This window comes from Riemerella anatipestifer ATCC 11845 = DSM 15868, assembly GCF_000252855.1.
Lineage (GTDB): Bacteria > Bacteroidota > Bacteroidia > Flavobacteriales > Weeksellaceae > Riemerella > Riemerella anatipestifera.
This window is the reverse complement of sequence record NC_017045.1, coordinates 1,009,564-1,028,130: the sequence shown is the minus strand read 5'-3', so window position 1 is coordinate 1,028,130 and position 18,567 is coordinate 1,009,564. Positions and strand designations below refer to the sequence as shown.

Annotated in this window: 10 protein-coding genes, 1 pseudogene and 1 CRISPR repeat array; of the genes and pseudogenes, 8 read left to right on the top strand and 3 right to left on the bottom strand. The window is 34.9% G+C overall.

Annotated elements, in window-relative coordinates:
* Positions 1-11: 11 nt before the first annotated feature.
* Complete coding sequence (locus tag RA0C_RS04945; protein ID WP_004918205.1) at positions 12-947, bottom strand: NAD(P)H-dependent flavin oxidoreductase; 936 nt, start codon at positions 945-947, stop codon at positions 12-14.
* A gap of 252 nt (positions 948-1,199) precedes the next feature.
* On the opposite strand from RA0C_RS04945, the pseudogene cas9 reads away from it, so the two are divergent.
* The 3 genes and pseudogenes from cas9 to cas2 all read left to right on the top strand — a co-directional run bounded on the left by cas9 (position 1,200) and on the right by cas2 (position 6,641).
* Positions 1,200-5,401 (top strand): annotated as a pseudogene (gene cas9, locus RA0C_RS04940) (type II CRISPR RNA-guided endonuclease Cas9).
* A gap of 12 nt (positions 5,402-5,413) precedes the next feature.
* Positions 5,414-6,313, top strand: coding sequence for a type II CRISPR-associated endonuclease Cas1 (gene cas1, locus RA0C_RS04935; RefSeq protein ID WP_004918209.1), 900 nt, complete (start codon positions 5,414-5,416; stop codon positions 6,311-6,313).
* Entirely contained in the window at positions 6,303-6,641 is a 339-nt protein-coding gene (gene cas2, locus RA0C_RS04930; protein WP_004918211.1) for a CRISPR-associated endonuclease Cas2, read from the top strand. Before cas1 ends, cas2 begins: the two co-directional genes overlap by 11 nt.
* Positions 6,642-6,748: 107 nt before the next feature.
* Positions 6,749-7,719: direct repeats of the CRISPR family, unit length 47 nt; unit sequence GTTGCGAACTATCACAAAGATAGTAAAAATTGAAAGCAATTCACAAC.
* Between the two features lie 278 nt (positions 7,720-7,997).
* Here cas2 and RA0C_RS04920 read toward each other — a convergent pair.
* Both RA0C_RS04920 and RA0C_RS04915 read right to left on the bottom strand, forming a co-directional pair.
* A complete protein-coding gene (locus RA0C_RS04920) occupies positions 7,998-9,401 on the bottom strand; it encodes a DUF5689 domain-containing protein (protein ID WP_004918215.1) in 1,404 nt (467 codons plus the stop codon).
* 25 nt (positions 9,402-9,426) lie between these two features.
* Positions 9,427-12,234 carry a carboxypeptidase-like regulatory domain-containing protein gene (locus RA0C_RS04915; protein ID WP_004918216.1) on the bottom strand — a complete coding sequence of 936 codons (2,808 nt, stop codon included), beginning with the start codon at positions 12,232-12,234 and terminating at the stop codon, positions 9,427-9,429.
* A 271-nt stretch (positions 12,235-12,505) separates the two neighbouring features.
* Between RA0C_RS04915 and RA0C_RS04910 the strand changes: the two genes are divergently transcribed.
* The 5 genes from RA0C_RS04910 to RA0C_RS04890 all read left to right on the top strand — a co-directional run bounded on the left by RA0C_RS04910 (position 12,506) and on the right by RA0C_RS04890 (position 18,520).
* The gene (locus RA0C_RS04910; RefSeq protein ID WP_004918219.1) at positions 12,506-13,699 is read left to right on the top strand and encodes an endonuclease/exonuclease/phosphatase family protein; all 1,194 of its coding nucleotides are present in this window, start codon (positions 12,506-12,508) and stop codon (positions 13,697-13,699) included.
* Between the two features lie 104 nt (positions 13,700-13,803).
* Complete coding sequence (locus tag RA0C_RS04905) at positions 13,804-15,432, top strand: acyl-CoA carboxylase subunit beta (RefSeq protein WP_004918222.1); 1,629 nt, start codon at positions 13,804-13,806, stop codon at positions 15,430-15,432.
* Entirely contained in the window at positions 15,432-15,869 is a 438-nt protein-coding gene (locus tag RA0C_RS04900) for a hypothetical protein (RefSeq protein WP_004918223.1), read from the top strand. The genes RA0C_RS04905 and RA0C_RS04900 overlap by 1 nt, the downstream gene beginning before the upstream one ends.
* An 88-nt stretch (positions 15,870-15,957) precedes the next feature.
* A complete protein-coding gene (locus RA0C_RS04895) occupies positions 15,958-17,727 on the top strand; it encodes a ComEC/Rec2 family competence protein (protein WP_228481890.1) in 1,770 nt (589 codons plus the stop codon).
* A gap of 124 nt (positions 17,728-17,851) precedes the next feature.
* On the top strand, positions 17,852-18,520 hold the full coding sequence (locus RA0C_RS04890; protein WP_013446918.1) for a succinate dehydrogenase cytochrome b subunit: 669 nt from the start codon (positions 17,852-17,854) through the stop codon (positions 18,518-18,520).
* The last annotated feature ends 47 nt before the right edge of the window (positions 18,521-18,567 follow it).

Sequence of the window (18,567 nt, the reverse complement as noted above, 5' to 3'; positions counted from 1 at the left end):
GTTTTAATTTCCTATAAAAAAGGTTCTTTACATTCGCTGAACTCTTTTATAAGCCTTTTAAATACTTCATCTACCGAGATAATGTCGTCTATGAGGGCAGAAACTTGTCCTATTTCAAGTTCACCTTCGTCTAAATCGCCTTCAAACATACCTTTCTTGGCTCTTGCTCTACCTAAGGATTGTTTCAGAGTTTCTATATCTCTCCCATTTTCATAAAGTTTTTCTAGGTCGTAGAAGAATTTGTTTTTTAGCAACCTAACGGGAGCAAGTTCTTTCAAAGTAAGTTGAGTATCTCCTTCTTTAGCCTCCACTATTTTCTGTTTAAATGCCTCATGAGAGCTTGCCTCTGTTGTAGCTGCAAATCTAGAACCGATTTGTACACCATCCGCTCCAAGTATCATGGCAGCTTTTATCTGTTGCCCTGTGGCGATACCTCCTGCAGCAATAAGGGGTGTACTGATATGTTTTCTCACATTAGGAATAAGGCAGAAAGTGGTAGTCTCGTCTCTACCGTTATGTCCACCAGCTTCAAATCCTTCAGCAACAACAGCATCTACACCAGCTTCTTCACATTTTATTGCAAATTTTAGAGAAGAAACCACGTGAGCTACTTTTATACCTTCTTTTTGTAAAGTTTCGGTGTAGGTTTTCGGGTTTCCTGCTGAGGTAAATACGATTTTAACTTGCTCCTCCATAATGATGTTAATAATTTCATCTAAGTTAGGATAAAGCATAGGAATATTAACACCAAAAGGCTTATTAGTAGCTTTTTTGCATTTTTGAAGGTGTTCTCTTAAGACATCAGGGTACATACTTCCTGCGCCTATTAGTCCGAGACCTCCAGCGTTAGAAACAGCAGAAGCTAATTGCCAACCACTATGCCATACCATACCTCCTTGTATGATAGGGTATTGTATATTGAAAAGCTCTGAAATTCTATTTTTCATATTTTTTAGTTTAGTTGATAAAGTTACAAAAATTGAGGATATCTATTAAATTGATTTTTTATAGGTGGGTATATAACAAAAAACGAGGTGCTGTTATCAGCCCCCGTAATAAATGTTCTCACAACGGAATCTTCCTTATTGTGAATTGCTTTCAGCGACAAATTTAGATATAAATATTATAATGACAAAATATTTATTAACTTTATACACGAAAATAAAGATTATTATTGTTTAAAAATCAATATATTAAAAATGAAAACCATACTTGGATTAGACTTAGGAACCAACTCTATCGGTTGGGCGTTGGTTAAAGAAACAGAGAATTCAAATGAGAAATCTGAAATTATTAAGTTAGGCGTTCGTGTAAATCCTCTAACGGTGGATGAAAAAACAAATTTTGAAGCAGGGAGACCCTTATCCACCAATGCCGATAGAACAGCTAAAAGAAGTGCAAGAAGAAATTTACAACGTTATAAACTCAGAAGAAAAAATTTAATAGACTTGTTGATTAAACATCGGTTGATTGATAAAGATACACCACTAACCGAAATTGGTAAAAACACCACTCATCAAACATTAGAGTTAAGAGCCAAGGCAGCGAGAGAACGAATAGAATTAGAAGATTTAGCCCGTGTATTTTTAGCGATTAACAAAAAGAGAGGTTACAGAAGCAGTAGAAAAGTAAATAATGAAGAAGAAGGACAAGTGGTTGATGGTATGGCAGTAGCCAAAAAGTTGTATGACGAAAATTTAACACCAGGGCAGTACGCCTATGAATTGCTATCAAAAGGTAAAAAATATGTGCCTGATTTCTACCGTTCGGATTTGCAAGCGGAATTTGACAGCATTTGGGAATATCAAAAGCAGTTTTATGCAGATATATTAGATGACGAATTATATAATGCCTTAAAAGGACAAGGACAACAAAATAGCCGAAAAAGATTTCTTGCCATTAAAGGGGTTTATACTGCCGAAAATAAAGGGAAAAGAGATGAAGTAAAGCTACAACATTACAAATGGCGTTCCGAGGCTATTACTCAAAAACTAAGTATAGAAGAAGTAGCGTATGTATTAGTAGAAATTAATAATGACCTCAATAAATCCAGTGGGTATTTAGGGGCGATTTCAGATAGAAGCAAGGAATTGTATTTTAATAAAGAAACCGTAGGTGAAAACCTTTGGAAACAAATACAGAAAAATCCGCATACTTCACTAAAGAACCAAGTTTTCTATCGTCAAGATTATTTAGATGAATTTGAGCAAATTTGGGAAACACAAGCTCAATTTCACCCACAATTAACACTTGCCTTAAAGGAGCAAATTCGTGATGTGGTCATTTTTTATCAACGAAAATTAAAATCTCAAAAAGGCTTATTGAGTTTCTGCCAGTTTGAAAGTTGGGAAATAGAACGAAAAGATGAAAATGGCAATGTTATTCTCAATAAAACTACCCAACTACCGAAAAGGCAGACGGTAGGTAGGCGTGTCGCTCCTAAATCATCACCCTTGTTTCAAGAGTTTAAAATATGGCAGAATATCAATAATTTAGAGATAGCAAAAATTAGCGATGGGAATTCAAAAAACAAAAAAGAAACAGAGGCTTTAAGTGATGATGAACGAAAATTATTGTTTGAAGAATTAAACCTTAGAGGAAATCTCTCACAAAAAGAGGTGTTACAAATTTTAGGTTTAAAAGATAAAGAATACAAAACGAATTTTCCAGAAGGTTTGGAAGGCAACCGAACCAATGCCGCTTTATTCAATATCTATCAGCAAATTGCAGAGAATGAGGGCTATGGTGATTGGACTAAAAAATCAGCTCAAGAGATTAAGGAGGAATTAAAAGCAGTATTTCCACAAATAGGTATTCAGGCTGATATTTTAGACTTTAATGCAGAGTTAGACGGAAAAGAATTTGAAAATCAAGCCTCTTATCAATTGTGGCATTTGTTGTATTCTGCCGAGGAAGATGATAAAATCAACGAAGAAGACCAAATCATTTACGGGAACTCTGCAGTCAGTTTAAAAAAGAAACTTTGTGAAAAATTTGGCTTTACTCCCGAATATGCCAAATGGATAGCGAATGTATCCTTACAAGACGATTACGGAAATTTATCAACCAAAGCGATGCGTAAAATCATTCCGTATCTTATAGACGGAAACGATTATTCAGAAGCCTGTGCATTAGCAGGGTATAATCATTCTAATAGTTTGACTAAAGAAGAAAATGATAATAGAGAACGATTGAATAAATTAGAACTTTTACCTAAAAACAGTTTACGCAATCCTGTGGTGGAAAAAATACTTAACCAAATGGTTAATGTGGTTAATCAAGTGATTGAAACCTATGGCAAACCCGATGAAGTGCGTATTGAATTAGCCAGAGAACTGAAAAAAAGTGCAGAGGAACGAGCTGAAATGACCAAAGGCATCAACGAAGCCACACGAAGAAATGAAGATATTAAAAAACTCATTACGAAAAATTTCGGCATTCCCAATCCTACTAAAAACGATGTGGTTCGTTATCGTTTATGGGAAGAGTTAGCACCTTTAGCCTATAAAGATGTTTTTACTGGTAGACAAATTAAAAAGGAAGATTTATTTTCATCAAAAATAGATATAGAACACATTATTCCGAAGGCATTATTATTTGATGATTCTTTCTCTAATAAAACTTTAGCTTTTAGGGAAACCAATCTTAAAAAAGCAGACCGAACGGCTTATGGTTTTATAGAAAGTGATTATAATGCAACACTTGACGATTATATCCAACGGGTAGAAACGCTTTATAATAACGCCAAAGGAACTATTTCCAAAGGTAAAAGAAATAAACTCTTGATGGCTCAAAAAAATCTGCCCGATGGATTTATTGAAAGAGATTTGCGTAATAGCCAATATATTGCTAAAAAAGCAAAATCAATGATAGAGAAAGTCTTTAATGATGTAAATGTGACCTCTGGAAGTATTACCGATAGACTGCGTGAAGATTGGGATTTAATCAATGTGATGAAAGAATTGAATTTTCCTAAATACAAAGCTTTAGGACTGACAGAGATAGAGGAGCGTTATGATATTGGGCAAGAAAAAACAAAAAAAGTAGAAGTAATTACCGATTGGACAAAACGAAACGACCATAGACACCACGCAATGGATGCACTAACGGTGGCTTTTACCACAAAAAGTCATGTGCAGTATCTTAATAATCTAAACACGATACATTCATTAAAGGGCGATGAGGTAGATTTGGAATTGAGTAAGTTATACGGACTTAAAAATACCATTACGGAAGTGGTGAATAAAAAACGAAAATTTATTCCACCAATGCCTAACTTTAGAGAGGAAGCCAAAAAGCATATAGAAACCATTTTGGTTTCGATTAAAAATAAAAATAAGGTTTACACCAAAAACATCAATAAAACCAAGAAAGAGTCAGGTTATCATACCAAAGAACAACTAACGCCACGAGGACAATTGCATAAAGAAACGGTTTATGGAAAATCTAAAAGACCGATGAATAAGCCTACTAAAATCAATAAAAATTTTAGTTTAGAACAGGCTCAACTTATTATCAATGTACAGGAAAAAGAATTGGTGCTTCGTCATTTAGCTCAATTTGACAATAATCCAGCAGTTGCTTTTGATACAAAAACACTCAAAAAATGCCATTACTTAAAAATGGTGAACCTTTGAAAGAAGTGTTGTGTTTTGAGGAAATTTTTACGATTAGAAAAGACATTACTCCTGATTTAAAGATTGAAAAGGTGGTGGATGAAAAAATAAAAGCTATTTTAGAGCAACGCAAAAAAGATTTTGGAGGTAATGCAAAAGAAGCCTTTTCAGATTTGGATAAAAATCCGATATGGCTCAACAAAGAAAAAGGAATTTGCATCAAGCGAGTAACCATTACAGGAGTAAGTAACGCCGAAGCTCTACACCATCAAAAAGACCATTTAGGCAGGGAAATTTTGGACGATAACGGAAACCCTATACCTGCGGATTTTGTAAGTACGGGGAATAATCATCATGTCGCTATTTATGAGGATGAAAAAGGTAAACTGCAAGAAAAAGTAGTGTCGCTTTATGAAGCAGTAGCAAGAGCAAATCAAGGCTTACCTGTTGTTGATAAAGGATTAAATGAAGATTTAGGATGGAAGTTTTTATTTACAATGAAACAGAATGAAATGTTTGTTTTCCCTAATGACGATTTTGATGTAAATGATATTGATTTATTAGATGAGAATAACGCTAAAATAATTAGTCAGCATTTGTTTAGAGTTCAGAAATTAGCGACAAAAAATTATATGTTTCGACATCATTTAGAGACCAATGTTCAAGAGGTAAAAGAATTAAATGATATAGCATATAAATCTATTAGAAGTACAGAACCTCTGAAAAACATCAAAAAAGTTCGTATTAACCATATAGGAAAAATAGTTCAAGTGGGAGAATATTAAAAATAATGGATTATGCTTTACCGTTCTATCTATATTGGCAATCCTGCCTACCTCAAGTTAAAAGACCAGCAAATGAAAATCATTTGCCCTGAAACCAAAGTAGAAAAAGGGAGTATTCCTGTTGAAGATTTGGGACTATTGATGCTCGACCATTTTCAAATCACGATTTCTCATCAGCTCATTCAATGGTTGATGGGAAATAATGTGGTGGTTATCAGTTGTGATGCTCATCATTTACCTCACGGCATAATGTTACCTTTGTATGGGCACTCCGAATATTCTGAACGGGTAAAATATCAGCTTGAAGCTAGCGAACCTCTAAAGAAAAATCTTTGGAAGCAAGTTGTTGAGAGTAAGATAAATAATCAGTCGGAAGTTCTAAAGCGTTTAGGGAACTACTATGAACCTATGCTAGAGTACAAAGAACAAGTAAAAAGTGGTGATACCACCAATATGGAAGGCATTGCAGCACAGCATTATTGGAAATATTTAATTGCTCCAGATTTTCTCAGAGAACGTTTTGGTGACTCTCCTAATCAATTTTTTAATTTTGGTTATGCCGTATTGAGGAGTATTGTGGCAAGAGCTATAGTAGAAACGGGGCTATTGCCTGTATTGGGGATTTTTCATAAGAATAAATATAATCCTTACTGCTTGGCAGACGATTTAATGGAACCTTACCGTCCGTTTGTAGATTTTTTGGTAATGGAATGGTTAGAAAATCACCCTGAAAGTGAAGAGTTAACCAAAGATTTTAAAGCATTTATGCTAAATATAGCGACTTTAGATGTGAGAATTGAAAATAAGCTAAGACCTTTAATCGTAGCTGTAAAAACGAGTGTAGTTTCTGTTTATAAATGTTATACTGGAGAAAAAAGACAAATATCTGTGCCTGAGTTTTATGAAGTTTAATCGTTTTAATGCTTATAGAGTTATGTGGGTTATGGTGTTATATGATTTACCAACAGAAACCAAAGCGATGAGAAAAGCAGCTCAACTTTTTAGAAAACGCTTGGAAGATGATGGGTTTAGTCTTTTCCAATTTTCCATTTATATACGGCATTGTCCTAGTCGAGAAAATGCGGAAGTACACATCAAAAGAGTAAAATCAATACTTCCCAAGCATGGCAAGGTAGCTATAATGAGCATTACAGATAAACAGTTTGGAGATATTGAAATTTTCTTTGCGAGAGCTAAAGAGGAACCAAAACCAACCTATCAGCAATTAGAACTTTTTTAGGAATAGAAAAAGACTTTACATCAAACAAAAATAGAGAAGAAATAGTAAAAAATCTAATCCTATAAAAACGCAAAACCCATTGAAAAACAATGGGTTTATTTTTTGAGGTTGCGAACTATCACAAAGATAGTAAAAATTGAAAGCAATTCACAACTTCTTAATTGTAATGCTTTAGAAAGTAGTTGTTGCGAACTATCACAAAGATAGTAAAAATTGAAAGCAATTCACAACTATCCCATCGCACATCTGTTTTATTTTGTCGTTGCGAACTATCACAAAGATAGTAAAAATTGAAAGCAATTCACAACTTTATTAAATAATTTAATTAGCTGAAAATCGTTGCGAACTATCACAAAGATAGTAAAAATTGAAAGCAATTCACAACGAGGTGTTGTCATATCTCAATCTCGTCTATGTTGCGAACTATCACAAAGATAGTAAAAATTGAAAGCAATTCACAACTACTTCGTTTATTAGTTTTATTGCAATGTTGTTGCGAACTATCACAAAGATAGTAAAAATTGAAAGCAATTCACAACTTTCAAGGCTTCCATATAGTTATTCATTGCGTTGCGAACTATCACAAAGATAGTAAAAATTGAAAGCAATTCACAACCACAGGCAGCTCTTGAAAGCGGATGGGGGAGTTGCGAACTATCACAAAGATAGTAAAAATTGAAAGCAATTCACAACTACACCGAACAAACTATAAATAAACATTTAGTTGCGAACTATCACAAAGATAGTAAAAATTGAAAGCAATTCACAACTAGATACATCTCTTTATCTTCGTGTAAAATGTTGCGAATTATCACAAAGATAGTGAAAATTGAAAGCAATTCACAACGTCTTTGAGGTAAGGTTTTGTCAAATCCCAGTTGCGAATTATCACAAAGATAGTGAAAATTGAAAGCAATTCACAACGATATAGTATCAGATGAACCGACAACGGACGTTGCGAATTATCACAAAGATAGTGAAAATTGAAAGCAATTCACAACTGATTGACTCTATTTTCTCCTGTGCAGATAGTTGCGAATTATCACAAAGATAGTGAAAATTGAAAGCAATTCATAATATTACTGTTTGTTATTGGTTTTATTTTTTAAGATATAAAACACGCTTCCAATTATGTAAACCGACACAATTAAATTAGATACTAAATTAAAAATCCCTATACTCCCAAAATCCATTACAATGTAGTAGGAATTATAAATGATATAAAAAATAGAAAATACAATAAGTATAAAATATAGCATAGAGTTTTTCATTTTTATAAATTGCAAGCTGTTACAAAGATAAAAAAAGAGCTACCTCCAAGAGGTAGCTCTACGTTTTTAAATTGAGATATTCAGTCTACTTTAAAGTAATATTGTCTATTTGTACAGTAGTAGTTACAGTAGTGTTACCTGCATATTCAAAAAAGATATAACCTTTTCCTGTAGCAGGAATTGCAAATTCGCCACTATCTACCCAATCGGCAGCATAGCCATTAGTATTTTCTTTTGAAAGAGTAAACTTAGAAGTAATATCTATTAGGTCGGTTTTATTTACAACTCCGCCAGGTGTATATTTCGTAGTGTAATATACTTTAAGAGCATCTCCTGTGTAATAACCATCTTTTGTTTGGAAAGAGAGCTTAGAAGAGCCTGTAAACTCAGCAGGAACTATAAAGTAAGTGCTAACATCAGCATTGGCTCTAAATGCACTTATTTGGATATAATTATTACCATTAAAGGTTTTTTGCTCCCAAAAACGATTTCCAAATACAGAATAGTTAATGTATTTAGGATCTGCAATTCTTTTGAAATTAGTAACTGTAGATACATTATCAAAAGTTTCAGCTATGGTCTTGTTATATTCTGGAGCATTGCCACCTAAAACATTTTTGGAACTTACAAATCTTTCTTGTTCAAATTTAACATCGTTTAAATCACGAATGTAGAGTTGCCATGTTACATTTCTTCCAGAAACATATTTGTTTACAACTACGGTGATGTCTCCACTTTTAGTAGGTAGTGTTTTCCCTGCAAAACGAGCAAAACCACTATTTCTCACCACAGCAGTGTTGTCTTCTCTGTCTACTAAAGTTCTATCAACAGTTTGTCTATTGACTGCATCTGCATAAGTAATTTTACCATCAGCCTCTGAAAATTGTACTCCTTTAATAGTAACTAGAGTATTGATGTATTCATCTTTAGTAGCTTCTGCAATGGAGTTTACCACTCTAGGAGTAATGGTTTTAATATCCATAGTATTACCTCCACAAACTCCAGTGATGAAGTCTCTCATATTACCTTCAGGTATTTGTCCCGTTGGATTTACATAGCCTAGTTTAACTACTTCTCTGTCTAAGCCAACAGAAAGACCGTTAGCTCTAACCCTTACACGAGAGCCCACAGGATAGTCTGTATATAAGAAAGTTTTGTTTATGGCAACTTGGATACCAGCGGTAGGATTTTCGGTATTGTCTTGTATGGTAAGTTGTTTGTAAAAGTTACCACCTTCATCAGAAGAAATTACATATCCTTCAAAAATAACAGGAGCGTCTGTTTCTCCGTTAGGGATAGTGTAGTTGCTTACGAAGTTTACAGGTTCTGGAGCCAATGTTTTAAAATCTTTAATAGTAGTTGTAGGTTCCGAGAATTGGTTGCTACATTGGATTGCAGGTGTGTCAAACTTATCGTCGTGTACGCAAGAGGTTAATGCTCCAAAACTGAGGGCTATTAACGAAGTTTTTAAATATGTTGTTGTTTTCATTTTTTATTGTGTTAAATATTAAAATTTAGAATCTTACTTGTAGATTGATAAAATAGTTTCTACCCTGTGTAAAGAAATATCTAGGTGCAAAATTAGGATACTCTCTGTCGTAGTCTCTTCTAAAGTCTGCAAAGTTCACATTTCTTGTTTGCTCAAAGCCTCCAGTAGCATATTTAGTATTGTCAAGCACATTGTTCACAGTTGCACTAATTAGGACATAATATTTGCCTAACATCCAGGATTTACCCGCATTGATGTTAAAGAAATAAGCGACAGGGAGTTTAACTTGAGCGGTAACTCTTTTGTATTCCTCCTCCGAAATTCCTGCATACGGTGTTCCTGTTACTGGGTTGTTTACAAAGAAGTCAGAACGAATGAGAGGAGATGGATCTAGGAAATTATTGCCAAGATAGTTCCAGTTAGCACCTACCCACCAGTATTTAGGAGAACTATACTTTACTCCTAGAGAGTAGGCTTCTTGTGGTGTGCCTCCTTGTCTAAAGTTTTTGATGTAAGAAGTTCCGTAGCTGGTGTAAAGTTTTTCGTTCGGGAACATTCCCACCGCATCCGAAGCGAAGTACACCTCAGGATTATTGGTATAGATGTATTTACCATAATTGGCAACCCCATTAACGGTAATAGTAGGCGTTACTTTTACCTCTACACCTAGTTCTGCCCCCATATTTCTACGGTTCACATTAGACATTACTTGTGTTACAAATGCACTTCTCGCACTAGTGGTGTTGCCTTCGCTATCTACACCATCTAGTTTTATTCCATCAGCAAAGAAACGCTGTACATTAGTATCATTTTGTGTGTTTATAAGGAATGCGGTAGCTCTCACTTTAACAAATGGAGAAGAGACCATATAGCTAATATCATTAGCCGAAACTATGGTGTTTTTAATATTAGGTGCGATGGCACTGTTTACTCTTGCATTGATGAACAAATTATTGAGGTAAGGAGCTTGGGAATAGTAGGCACTATTATAAACTAAGAAATTTCTACCATCTAATTTATAGATTACCTGACCTTTTAAGCCGAAATTCCAGTAGTCTTGGTTTTCGGATTTTCCTAATGCATCTTTGTAAAGATAGTGGTTAAAATGCCCTTCTCTATTATTAGTGATGTAAGCCGCTAGGGCAGATACGAAAATATCAAAATTACCTGTGTTAAATTTCAAAGCAGGGTTTATCTTAGTTTCTTGTCTTCGGAAAGTGTAGTCATAACCTATTTTATCGCCTACTTTTTTATGAGTGTTTTCTTCTCCTTCGTTGAATAAACCTGAAAGCTTAGGCTGGTTGGTAGAGGCAAAAGGGTCTCCATTAAGAGCGTATTGTGCTCCTAGTAAGTCTTTTATCTCTCTATATTGGTTTGATAAATAATTTCTGTAAGAAGCGTTGATGAATAGCTGTGTCTTGTCAGAAAAATTATGAACAAAATGAGTTCCTACATTCCAAACTTTGTCATCATTAACATCATTTACTAGGAAATAAACCGCTTGTTCTCTATTTCTATTAGCGAGGTAAAGCCTATCCCAATTTATTTGGGTGTAGTTTTGGTCATTGCTTTCCCATCTGTTTTTAGTTATTTCCAGTTGAGCTATATCGGAGTCGCTAGGGTTGGCTAATCCAGCAAAATAGCTTGGTAAATTTCTGTAGTATAGAGGAGAGGGGTTCTGAGCGTTATACCAATCTAGTCTAGAAGCCTTGTCTTTACCAAATTGGTAAGAAACAGTAGCCCAAAGCTGAGATCTGCTGCTTATCTTCCAGTAATCTGTAAGTTGTAGTATCGGTTGGAATCCTTTTCTTACTCTTTCACTTCTTTTCTCGCCATCTTGCCATCCCCAGAAAGCATTGTAATGTACACCATTATAATCTATTACCTCTTGGGTGTTAGGGCTAGCAGTACTTCTACGGTAAGGAGAGCCTATTAAGTTTAAGGTAAGTGTATGTTTGTCACTTACTTTTTTCTCAATTCCTAGGTAAGCTCCGTAAGCATCATAGAAAGTACCTTCTTGTATCCCTTCTTGTGCCCATCTTCTAGCTCCCATTACAGTAAACGCCCAACCCTTTTTATTCATTCCAGAAGAGTATCTTAAGGAAGTTCTGTTACGATAGTTTCTGTTGGTAAGAGATTGGGTAAATTGGAAACCTTTGCGGTATTCACTTGCTTTCATATTTTTGTAGACCACAGAGCCAACGCCTCCGAAAGCGTACTCAGAAGGGGAATGATTTACTGCAATTTCAGGGTATCTTGTGATTTCATTAAGTCCTCCCCAGTTGCCATAATCTACATTGCCATTATCGGCATTTTCCATAGAGATACCATTCATCATAACCTCGCTTCTTCTACCATCTATACCTCTTGGTCTGAACCAATAGAATCCTAAATCAAAGGCAGCAATATTACTAAACACATCTCTAGAAGACTGTAATAGTCCTAATGTTGCTTGTGAGGAAGACTCGTCCATACTGCTATTGTCATCTAGCAATACTACTCCTAATTCCGAATTTTTAAGGTTAGAAAAAAGAGTAATAATCCCCAAGTCTTTTCTTTTTTCATTTTCAAAAACATCAAACTCTAGGACTTTGGTTTCGTAGTTAGGTTGAGTTACTACCATTTGGTAATGTCCAGGTTTTAAATCTACAAATTGGAAATATCCAATTTTGTCTGCCTTTACATCGTCATTGGCTTCTCTTAGGTCGGCTACTGCATTTTCAATGGGTTTTCCATCGGCATCTTTCACATACGCATAGACTGTGGTTTGTGCATAGTAATAAGATGCAGGCAATAAACAGAACATAGAGACTAATGATAATTTCTTAATCATAACATTCTTTTTTTCTTAATTTATCTTTTGAATAAAACGATTATTCAATCCACAAAATTAAGTCAATTTTTTGACAAGTTTTGATGAAATTAAGAATTTTTAACATCTGATATTTATCACGAGTATGTGAGATTGCTTTAGGGCAAGGGGTTTGTCCCTAATAATGTTTTATGTATTGTTAATTAAAATTAATTTTAACTTAGTGTTCACTTCAAAATCACTAATTTTGCTCAAAATTAGAATCTAGGTTTAAAAACTTATTTAAAAATAAATGAAAATGAAAAAGATATTTTCTCTCTTAACATTGGGACTTTTTTTAACCAGTTTTTCTCAAACAGGTAAGCTGAGAAGAATGGCAACGGTGGGTTTCTATAATGTGGAAAACCTTTGGGATACCATTCAGTCGGCAGATTATATAGATGGAACGCTACCGCCTAATCACCCTCGTTTTCATAGAAGTGTGCCAATAGATTCGGTAAAGTATTTGGAGCGTGAGGACTATAAAGGTGAGTGGTCGGACTCTAAACTTATAGGTAAAAAAGTGGTTCGTTTTCAGGGTTCTTCAGAAGAGTTTACACCTAAGAGCGCCAAAAATTATAATACGAGTATTTATAATCAAAAATTAATCAATGCAGCTAGGGTTATTTCTGAGTTAGGAGCTTCGGTTACTAAGACAGCACCGGTAGTAGTGGGTCTTCTTGAAGTGGAGAATCGCCAAGTAGTGGAAGATTTGGTGAAACAACCTGCATTAAAGAAGTTTGATTATGGAGTAATTCATTACAACTCTTATGATTATAGAGGCATAGATGTGGCTCTTATTTACCAGAAGAGAAGGTTTAGCCCTACTTACAGCACTAAAAAAGAACTCAAAATATACAATGAGGAGGGTAGAAGAGAGTATACTCGTGATTTGTTGGTGGTTTCAGGATATTTAGATGGCGAAAAAGTTGCTTTTTTTGTTAATCACTGGCCGTCTAGGAGAGGTGGTGAAGCAGTTTCTCTTCCTAAGAGAAATGCTGCTGCTCAGCTGCTAAGAGCACAAATGGATAGCGTAAGAGCTTTAGATGCTAATACTAAACTAATAGCAATGGGAGACTTTAATGATGACCCTATTAGTAGTAGTTTTAAAAATCATTTAAAGGCAGTAGGTAGTGTCAAAGAGCTTAGCCCAGAGTATCCTTATATAAACTTAATGTATCCGTTGTATAAAAAGGGAGTAGCATCTTTAGCATATCGTGATGCTCCTAACTTGTTTGACCAAATTATTGTTTCAGAAAATTTAGTTAATCCAAAAGATACTTCTTATTCTGTTTTTAGAACAGAAGTTTATGCCCCTGCTTACCTTATCAATAAAGAAGGTAGCTTTAAAGGGTATCCGTTCCGTTCTTGGAATGGGGATAAATTTACAGGAGGGTATAGTGACCACTTCCCAGTATTTACTATATTGTCCAAGGAGGTTAATTAGAAAGTTTATAACATACTGCGAAGGAGGTTGTCTTAGTTTAAGGCAACCTCTTTTTTGTTTTCACAAAAACTATTATCTTTAAGGACTAAAAAAATAGGAAACCTATGGATTTGCAATTCAACAAAAATGAAGACCTTAACCGATTGAAACTTTCGGAAATCAATCAGCTATTAGCTAAAATAAAGAAAGGAGGGGGAGAAAAACGCCTAGAAAAAATTAGAAGTGAAGGTAAAATGACGGCTAGAGAGCGTATAGATTACCTCTTAGATGATAATAAAGATAGTATAGAGATAGGGGCGTTTGCAGGGTTTGAAATGTATGAAGAGCATGGTGGCTGCCCTAGTGCTGGTGTGGTGGTTAAGATGGGATATGTTTCTGGTAAGCAATGTATTGTGGTAGCTAATGATGCTTCGGTAAAGGCTGGGGCGTGGTTTCCAATTACGGGTAAGAAAAATCTTAGAGCTCAAGAAATTGCGATGGAAAACCGTTTGCCTATTATCTATTTGGTAGATTCGGCAGGAGTTTATCTGCCTATGCAAGACGAAATTTTTCCTGATAAAGAGCATTTCGGAAGGATATTTAGAAATAATGCCAAAATGAGTGCTATGGGGATTATTCAAATCTCTGCAGTGATGGGAAGTTGTGTTGCAGGAGGGGCGTATTTACCTATTATGAGTGATGAAGCGATGATTGTAGATAAAACAGGTTCCATATTTTTAGCGGGAAGTTATCTAGTAAAAGCAGCGATAGGAGAAAGTATAGACAACGAAACTTTGGGAGGAGCTACTACGCATTGTTCTATTTCTGGAGTTACCGACTATAAAGCTAAAGATGATAAAGATGCTTTGGATAGAATTAAAAACATAATGAAATCTATCGGAGATTTTGAAAAGGCAGGGTTTGACCGAACGGAAAGCTTTTTGCCAAAAGAAAGTCCTGAAAATATATTTGGTATTATACCTGCAGCTAGATCAGAACAATACGATACTTATGAAATTATAAAATGTCTAGTAGATAAATCGGAGTATGAGGAGTATAAGCCAGATTATGGTAAATCTATTATATGTGCTACGGCAAGAATAGATGGTTGGAGTGTAGGGATTGTAGCTAACCAAAGGAAATTGGTAAAAAGTGGTAAGGGAGAAATGCAGTTCGGAGGTGTTATCTATTCTGATTCGGCGGACAAAGCAACCCGATTTATTGCCAATTGTAACCAAAGGAAAATTCCATTGGTATTTTTGCAAGATGTAACAGGTTTTATGGTAGGGTCTAAATCAGAGCACGGTGGTATTATAAAAGATGGTGCTAAAATGGTAAATGCGGTATCTAATTCTGTGGTGCCTAAGTTTACCATTATTACAGGTAATTCTTATGGAGCAGGTAACTATGCGATGTGCGGTAAAGCTTACGACCCTCGTCTTATCGTGGCTTGGCCTTGGGCAGACCTTGCGGTAATGGGAGGTGCTCAAGCGGCTAAAGTATTGGCACAGATACAAGAGGCTACCCTTAGAAAGAAAGGTAAGGAAATTACCGAAGAAGACCGAAACGAAATTTTACAAGAAATATCAAAAAAATATCAAAAACAAACTGAAGCTACTTATGCAGCAGCAAGGTTGTGGACGGACGCTATCATTAGTCCATTAGATACTCGAAAATGGATTTCTATGGGGATAGAGGCAGCCAATCATTCGCCTATTACAGAGAAATTTAACTTAGGCATTATTCAGGTGTAATGAATAAGGAAAAGAAAAAGCTATTTAGAAAAGTAAATACAACTACCTATGGTGTTCGTCATCACTTCGGGCAAGATTATAATCGAAGAGACAAAAATCAACAAGGTAGTAAAGGAAAAATGAAGAGAGGTGTAGAAAGAGGATTAGACTATACGCCACTCTTTAAGTTTTTGTTATCAAAGGTAGGTTCAGACTGGGATAGTGTTTTTAGTGAGGCTAAATCACGACTTGATAAAACTGGGCCTATCTTTTGGATGGTAGCGTTAACGGAAAATGAAAAGCAAGATTTTGTGAGAGTAGGAGAGTCTAGTTATTTCTCGGGTTTATTTGTTGATGAAAACAATATTTTGCAAAAATGTACGCCTGAATTAAATAAATCTAATATGCAAAAATTTTGCAGTTGTTGTACTCATACTTTTAATGGTGAGGTGTACTAAGTTTGCTACTGGATAATTAAGTAATATTTTGTTTGGCTGAATTGATTTTTTGCTTAATTTGGTATCTTGTATCAGTTTGTTTATCAAAGTGAAAAAGCAAATTCTTTTTAGTCTGTTTATAAGTTTTTCATTAGGTGTCTTTTTGCAAGACCTTAATGGGTTCTCGTGGCAAAATCTCAATATTATAGCTATATTGGGGGTTATTAGTCTTGGGTTAATTTGGGTGAAAGCAGATTGGGTAGTTCGAATTAGAATTTGGTTACTCAATATCTTTTTTCTCTGTTTTGGAGTATTTACTCATTACCTTAATTCGGAAAAATCAGTTTTGCCGAGTGTTTCTAAAAAGGAAGAGCTTGTTTTTAAAATTGAGCAAAAGCTGAATTCAACGGCTAAAAACAAACGCTATGAAATAACAGCATTTCATCAAAATCAACCTTTTAAAGCAGTTTTATCTGTTCCAAAAGATTTGGAAGAATTGGATTATAAGCACTACTATCAGTCTCAACTAAGTCTATATCCGTTGGAGTCTTCCAAGAATAATTACCAGTTTGATTATGCCAAATTTCAAGCAAGGAAAGGCGTATATTATAGAGCCTATGCCAGAGATTTACGCAAAGCTCCAAAATCAGAGCTTACTTTCTCCGAAAAAATGAAACGATGGCGATTGGAATTCCTTAGTAATATAGATAAAAACGAAAAACTTTCACAGCAAACTAGAGCTTTCCTAAAAGGAATTGTATTAGCCGATAGAACAGAGGTAGATGCAGGCACTAATTCCAATTTTAGGCGAAGTGGCTTGGCACATATTTTGGCTATTTCGGGGACGCACATAGCAATTATATTCGGAGTGGTCTATATGCTGTTGAGGTTAGTGTTGCCTGTTAGATTTCGGATTGGTGTAATGTTACTTAGTTTGTCGTTAATTTGGGCTTTTGCTTGGTTTATTGGTTGGGGAAATTCTGTTGTTAGAGCCTGTATTATGCTTACGGTTTATTTTGGTTTTGTCCTTCTGCAAAGGAAACCGCAAGTTTTGGATTCTTTAGCCTTGGCAGGATTAGGGATTTTGATGGTGGATACACAAGAGTTGTTTTCGGTGGGATTTCAATTGAGTTTTTCGGCAGTATTGGGAATTTATTGGTTTAATAGACCTATGATTCGTCTTTTTCCAAATCCTAGAAACAAAATTCAAAAACTATTGCTTTACACCTTCACGATGTCCACGGCGGCACAGCTTGGGACTATGCCTATTGTGATTTATTATTTCCACCAGTATTCAGCGTGGTCTATTTTGGCTAATCTTGTAGTACTTCCTTTAATGGAAATTGTGATTATACTATCGTTTTTAATGACGATTGTTTTTGGTTTAGGGATTTATTGGAATTGGCTATCTTTTACTTATGATTGGTTAATTAAAGCGTTGCTATGGCTGATAGGTTTCTTTGGTAAAATAGAGATGGGGTATTTTCAAGACATACCGTTGAGTATTTGGGAGATGGGTGTTTGGGCGGTAGGGCTTTATTTTCTAAGAGAAATATTGATTCGTTTTACATGGAGAGGTTTTATGAGGTTGATGTTTTCTGTGCTTTTATTTTTCGGGATTAAAATGTGGCTAGATATCAGAGCTTATCACGATAAAGAAGCAAAGTGGCATTACCATTATCGTACTAAAGTGTTCTCTGTTTTGGATAAAGGTAAGGTGTGCTTTTGGGTGGCGGATGAAGATAATTTAGAAACGTTAGAAAGTAATCTCATAAAACCTTATGTAATTTCTAAAAGAGCTGAAAGCTATAAAGTAAAAATGATGTCTAAAGAAGTAGATGAGGTTATTTTTAATGGAAAAAGGTATTTGTTTCAATAAGCCTTTATGGTGTATTGACTGTTTTATTTAGAAAGATTATAAACTATGTATTTCTGATGTTTCTCATTTTTAAGAAACTTAACATTTTTTTAACTTTGTGAAAATTTAAAATAATAAACTCAATATGGCAGGTTTAACAAGTTCTACGATTGGTAGAAAGTATGCAATGGCACTATCAGCAATATTTTTGTTAGTGTTTTTAGTGATGCACCTTTCGGTTAATATGCTTTCCGTTTTTAGCGAGAGTGCGTTTAACCAAGCGTCTTATTTTATGGGATACAATCCTTTTGTACAATTTTTAATGCAGCCAATTTTGATTTTTGCTGTGTTTTTTCACTTTGTGATGGGGTTTGTATTAGAAGCTAAAAATAACAAAGCTAGACCTGTGAAATACGCAGTGAATGGTGCTAAGGCTAACTCTTCGTGGATGTCTAGAAATATGATTATTTCTGGAGCAGTTATTTTGGCATTTTTAGCACTTCATATGTATGATTTTTGGGTGCATGAGATGACTTACAAGTACATTCCTGGAGAAGGAGATCCTAGCGATGTTGCTCGTTTTTGGGAAGAATTACACGAGAAGTTTTCTAACCCTGTTAGAGTGGCTTTTTATGTGGTTTCTTTTGTGCTTTTAGGGTTACACTTAGCACACGGTTTCCAATCTTCGTTCCAATCTATAGGAGCTAGACACCCTAAGTATACACCTTGTATTATGGCTTTAGGGAAGTGGTATTCTATCCTTATCCCACTAGGTTTTATATTTGTGGCAGTATTTCATTTCGTAACTCAATAAAATTTAGATTTTAAGTTTTTATCATAATTTAAAATTTAAATCATTTA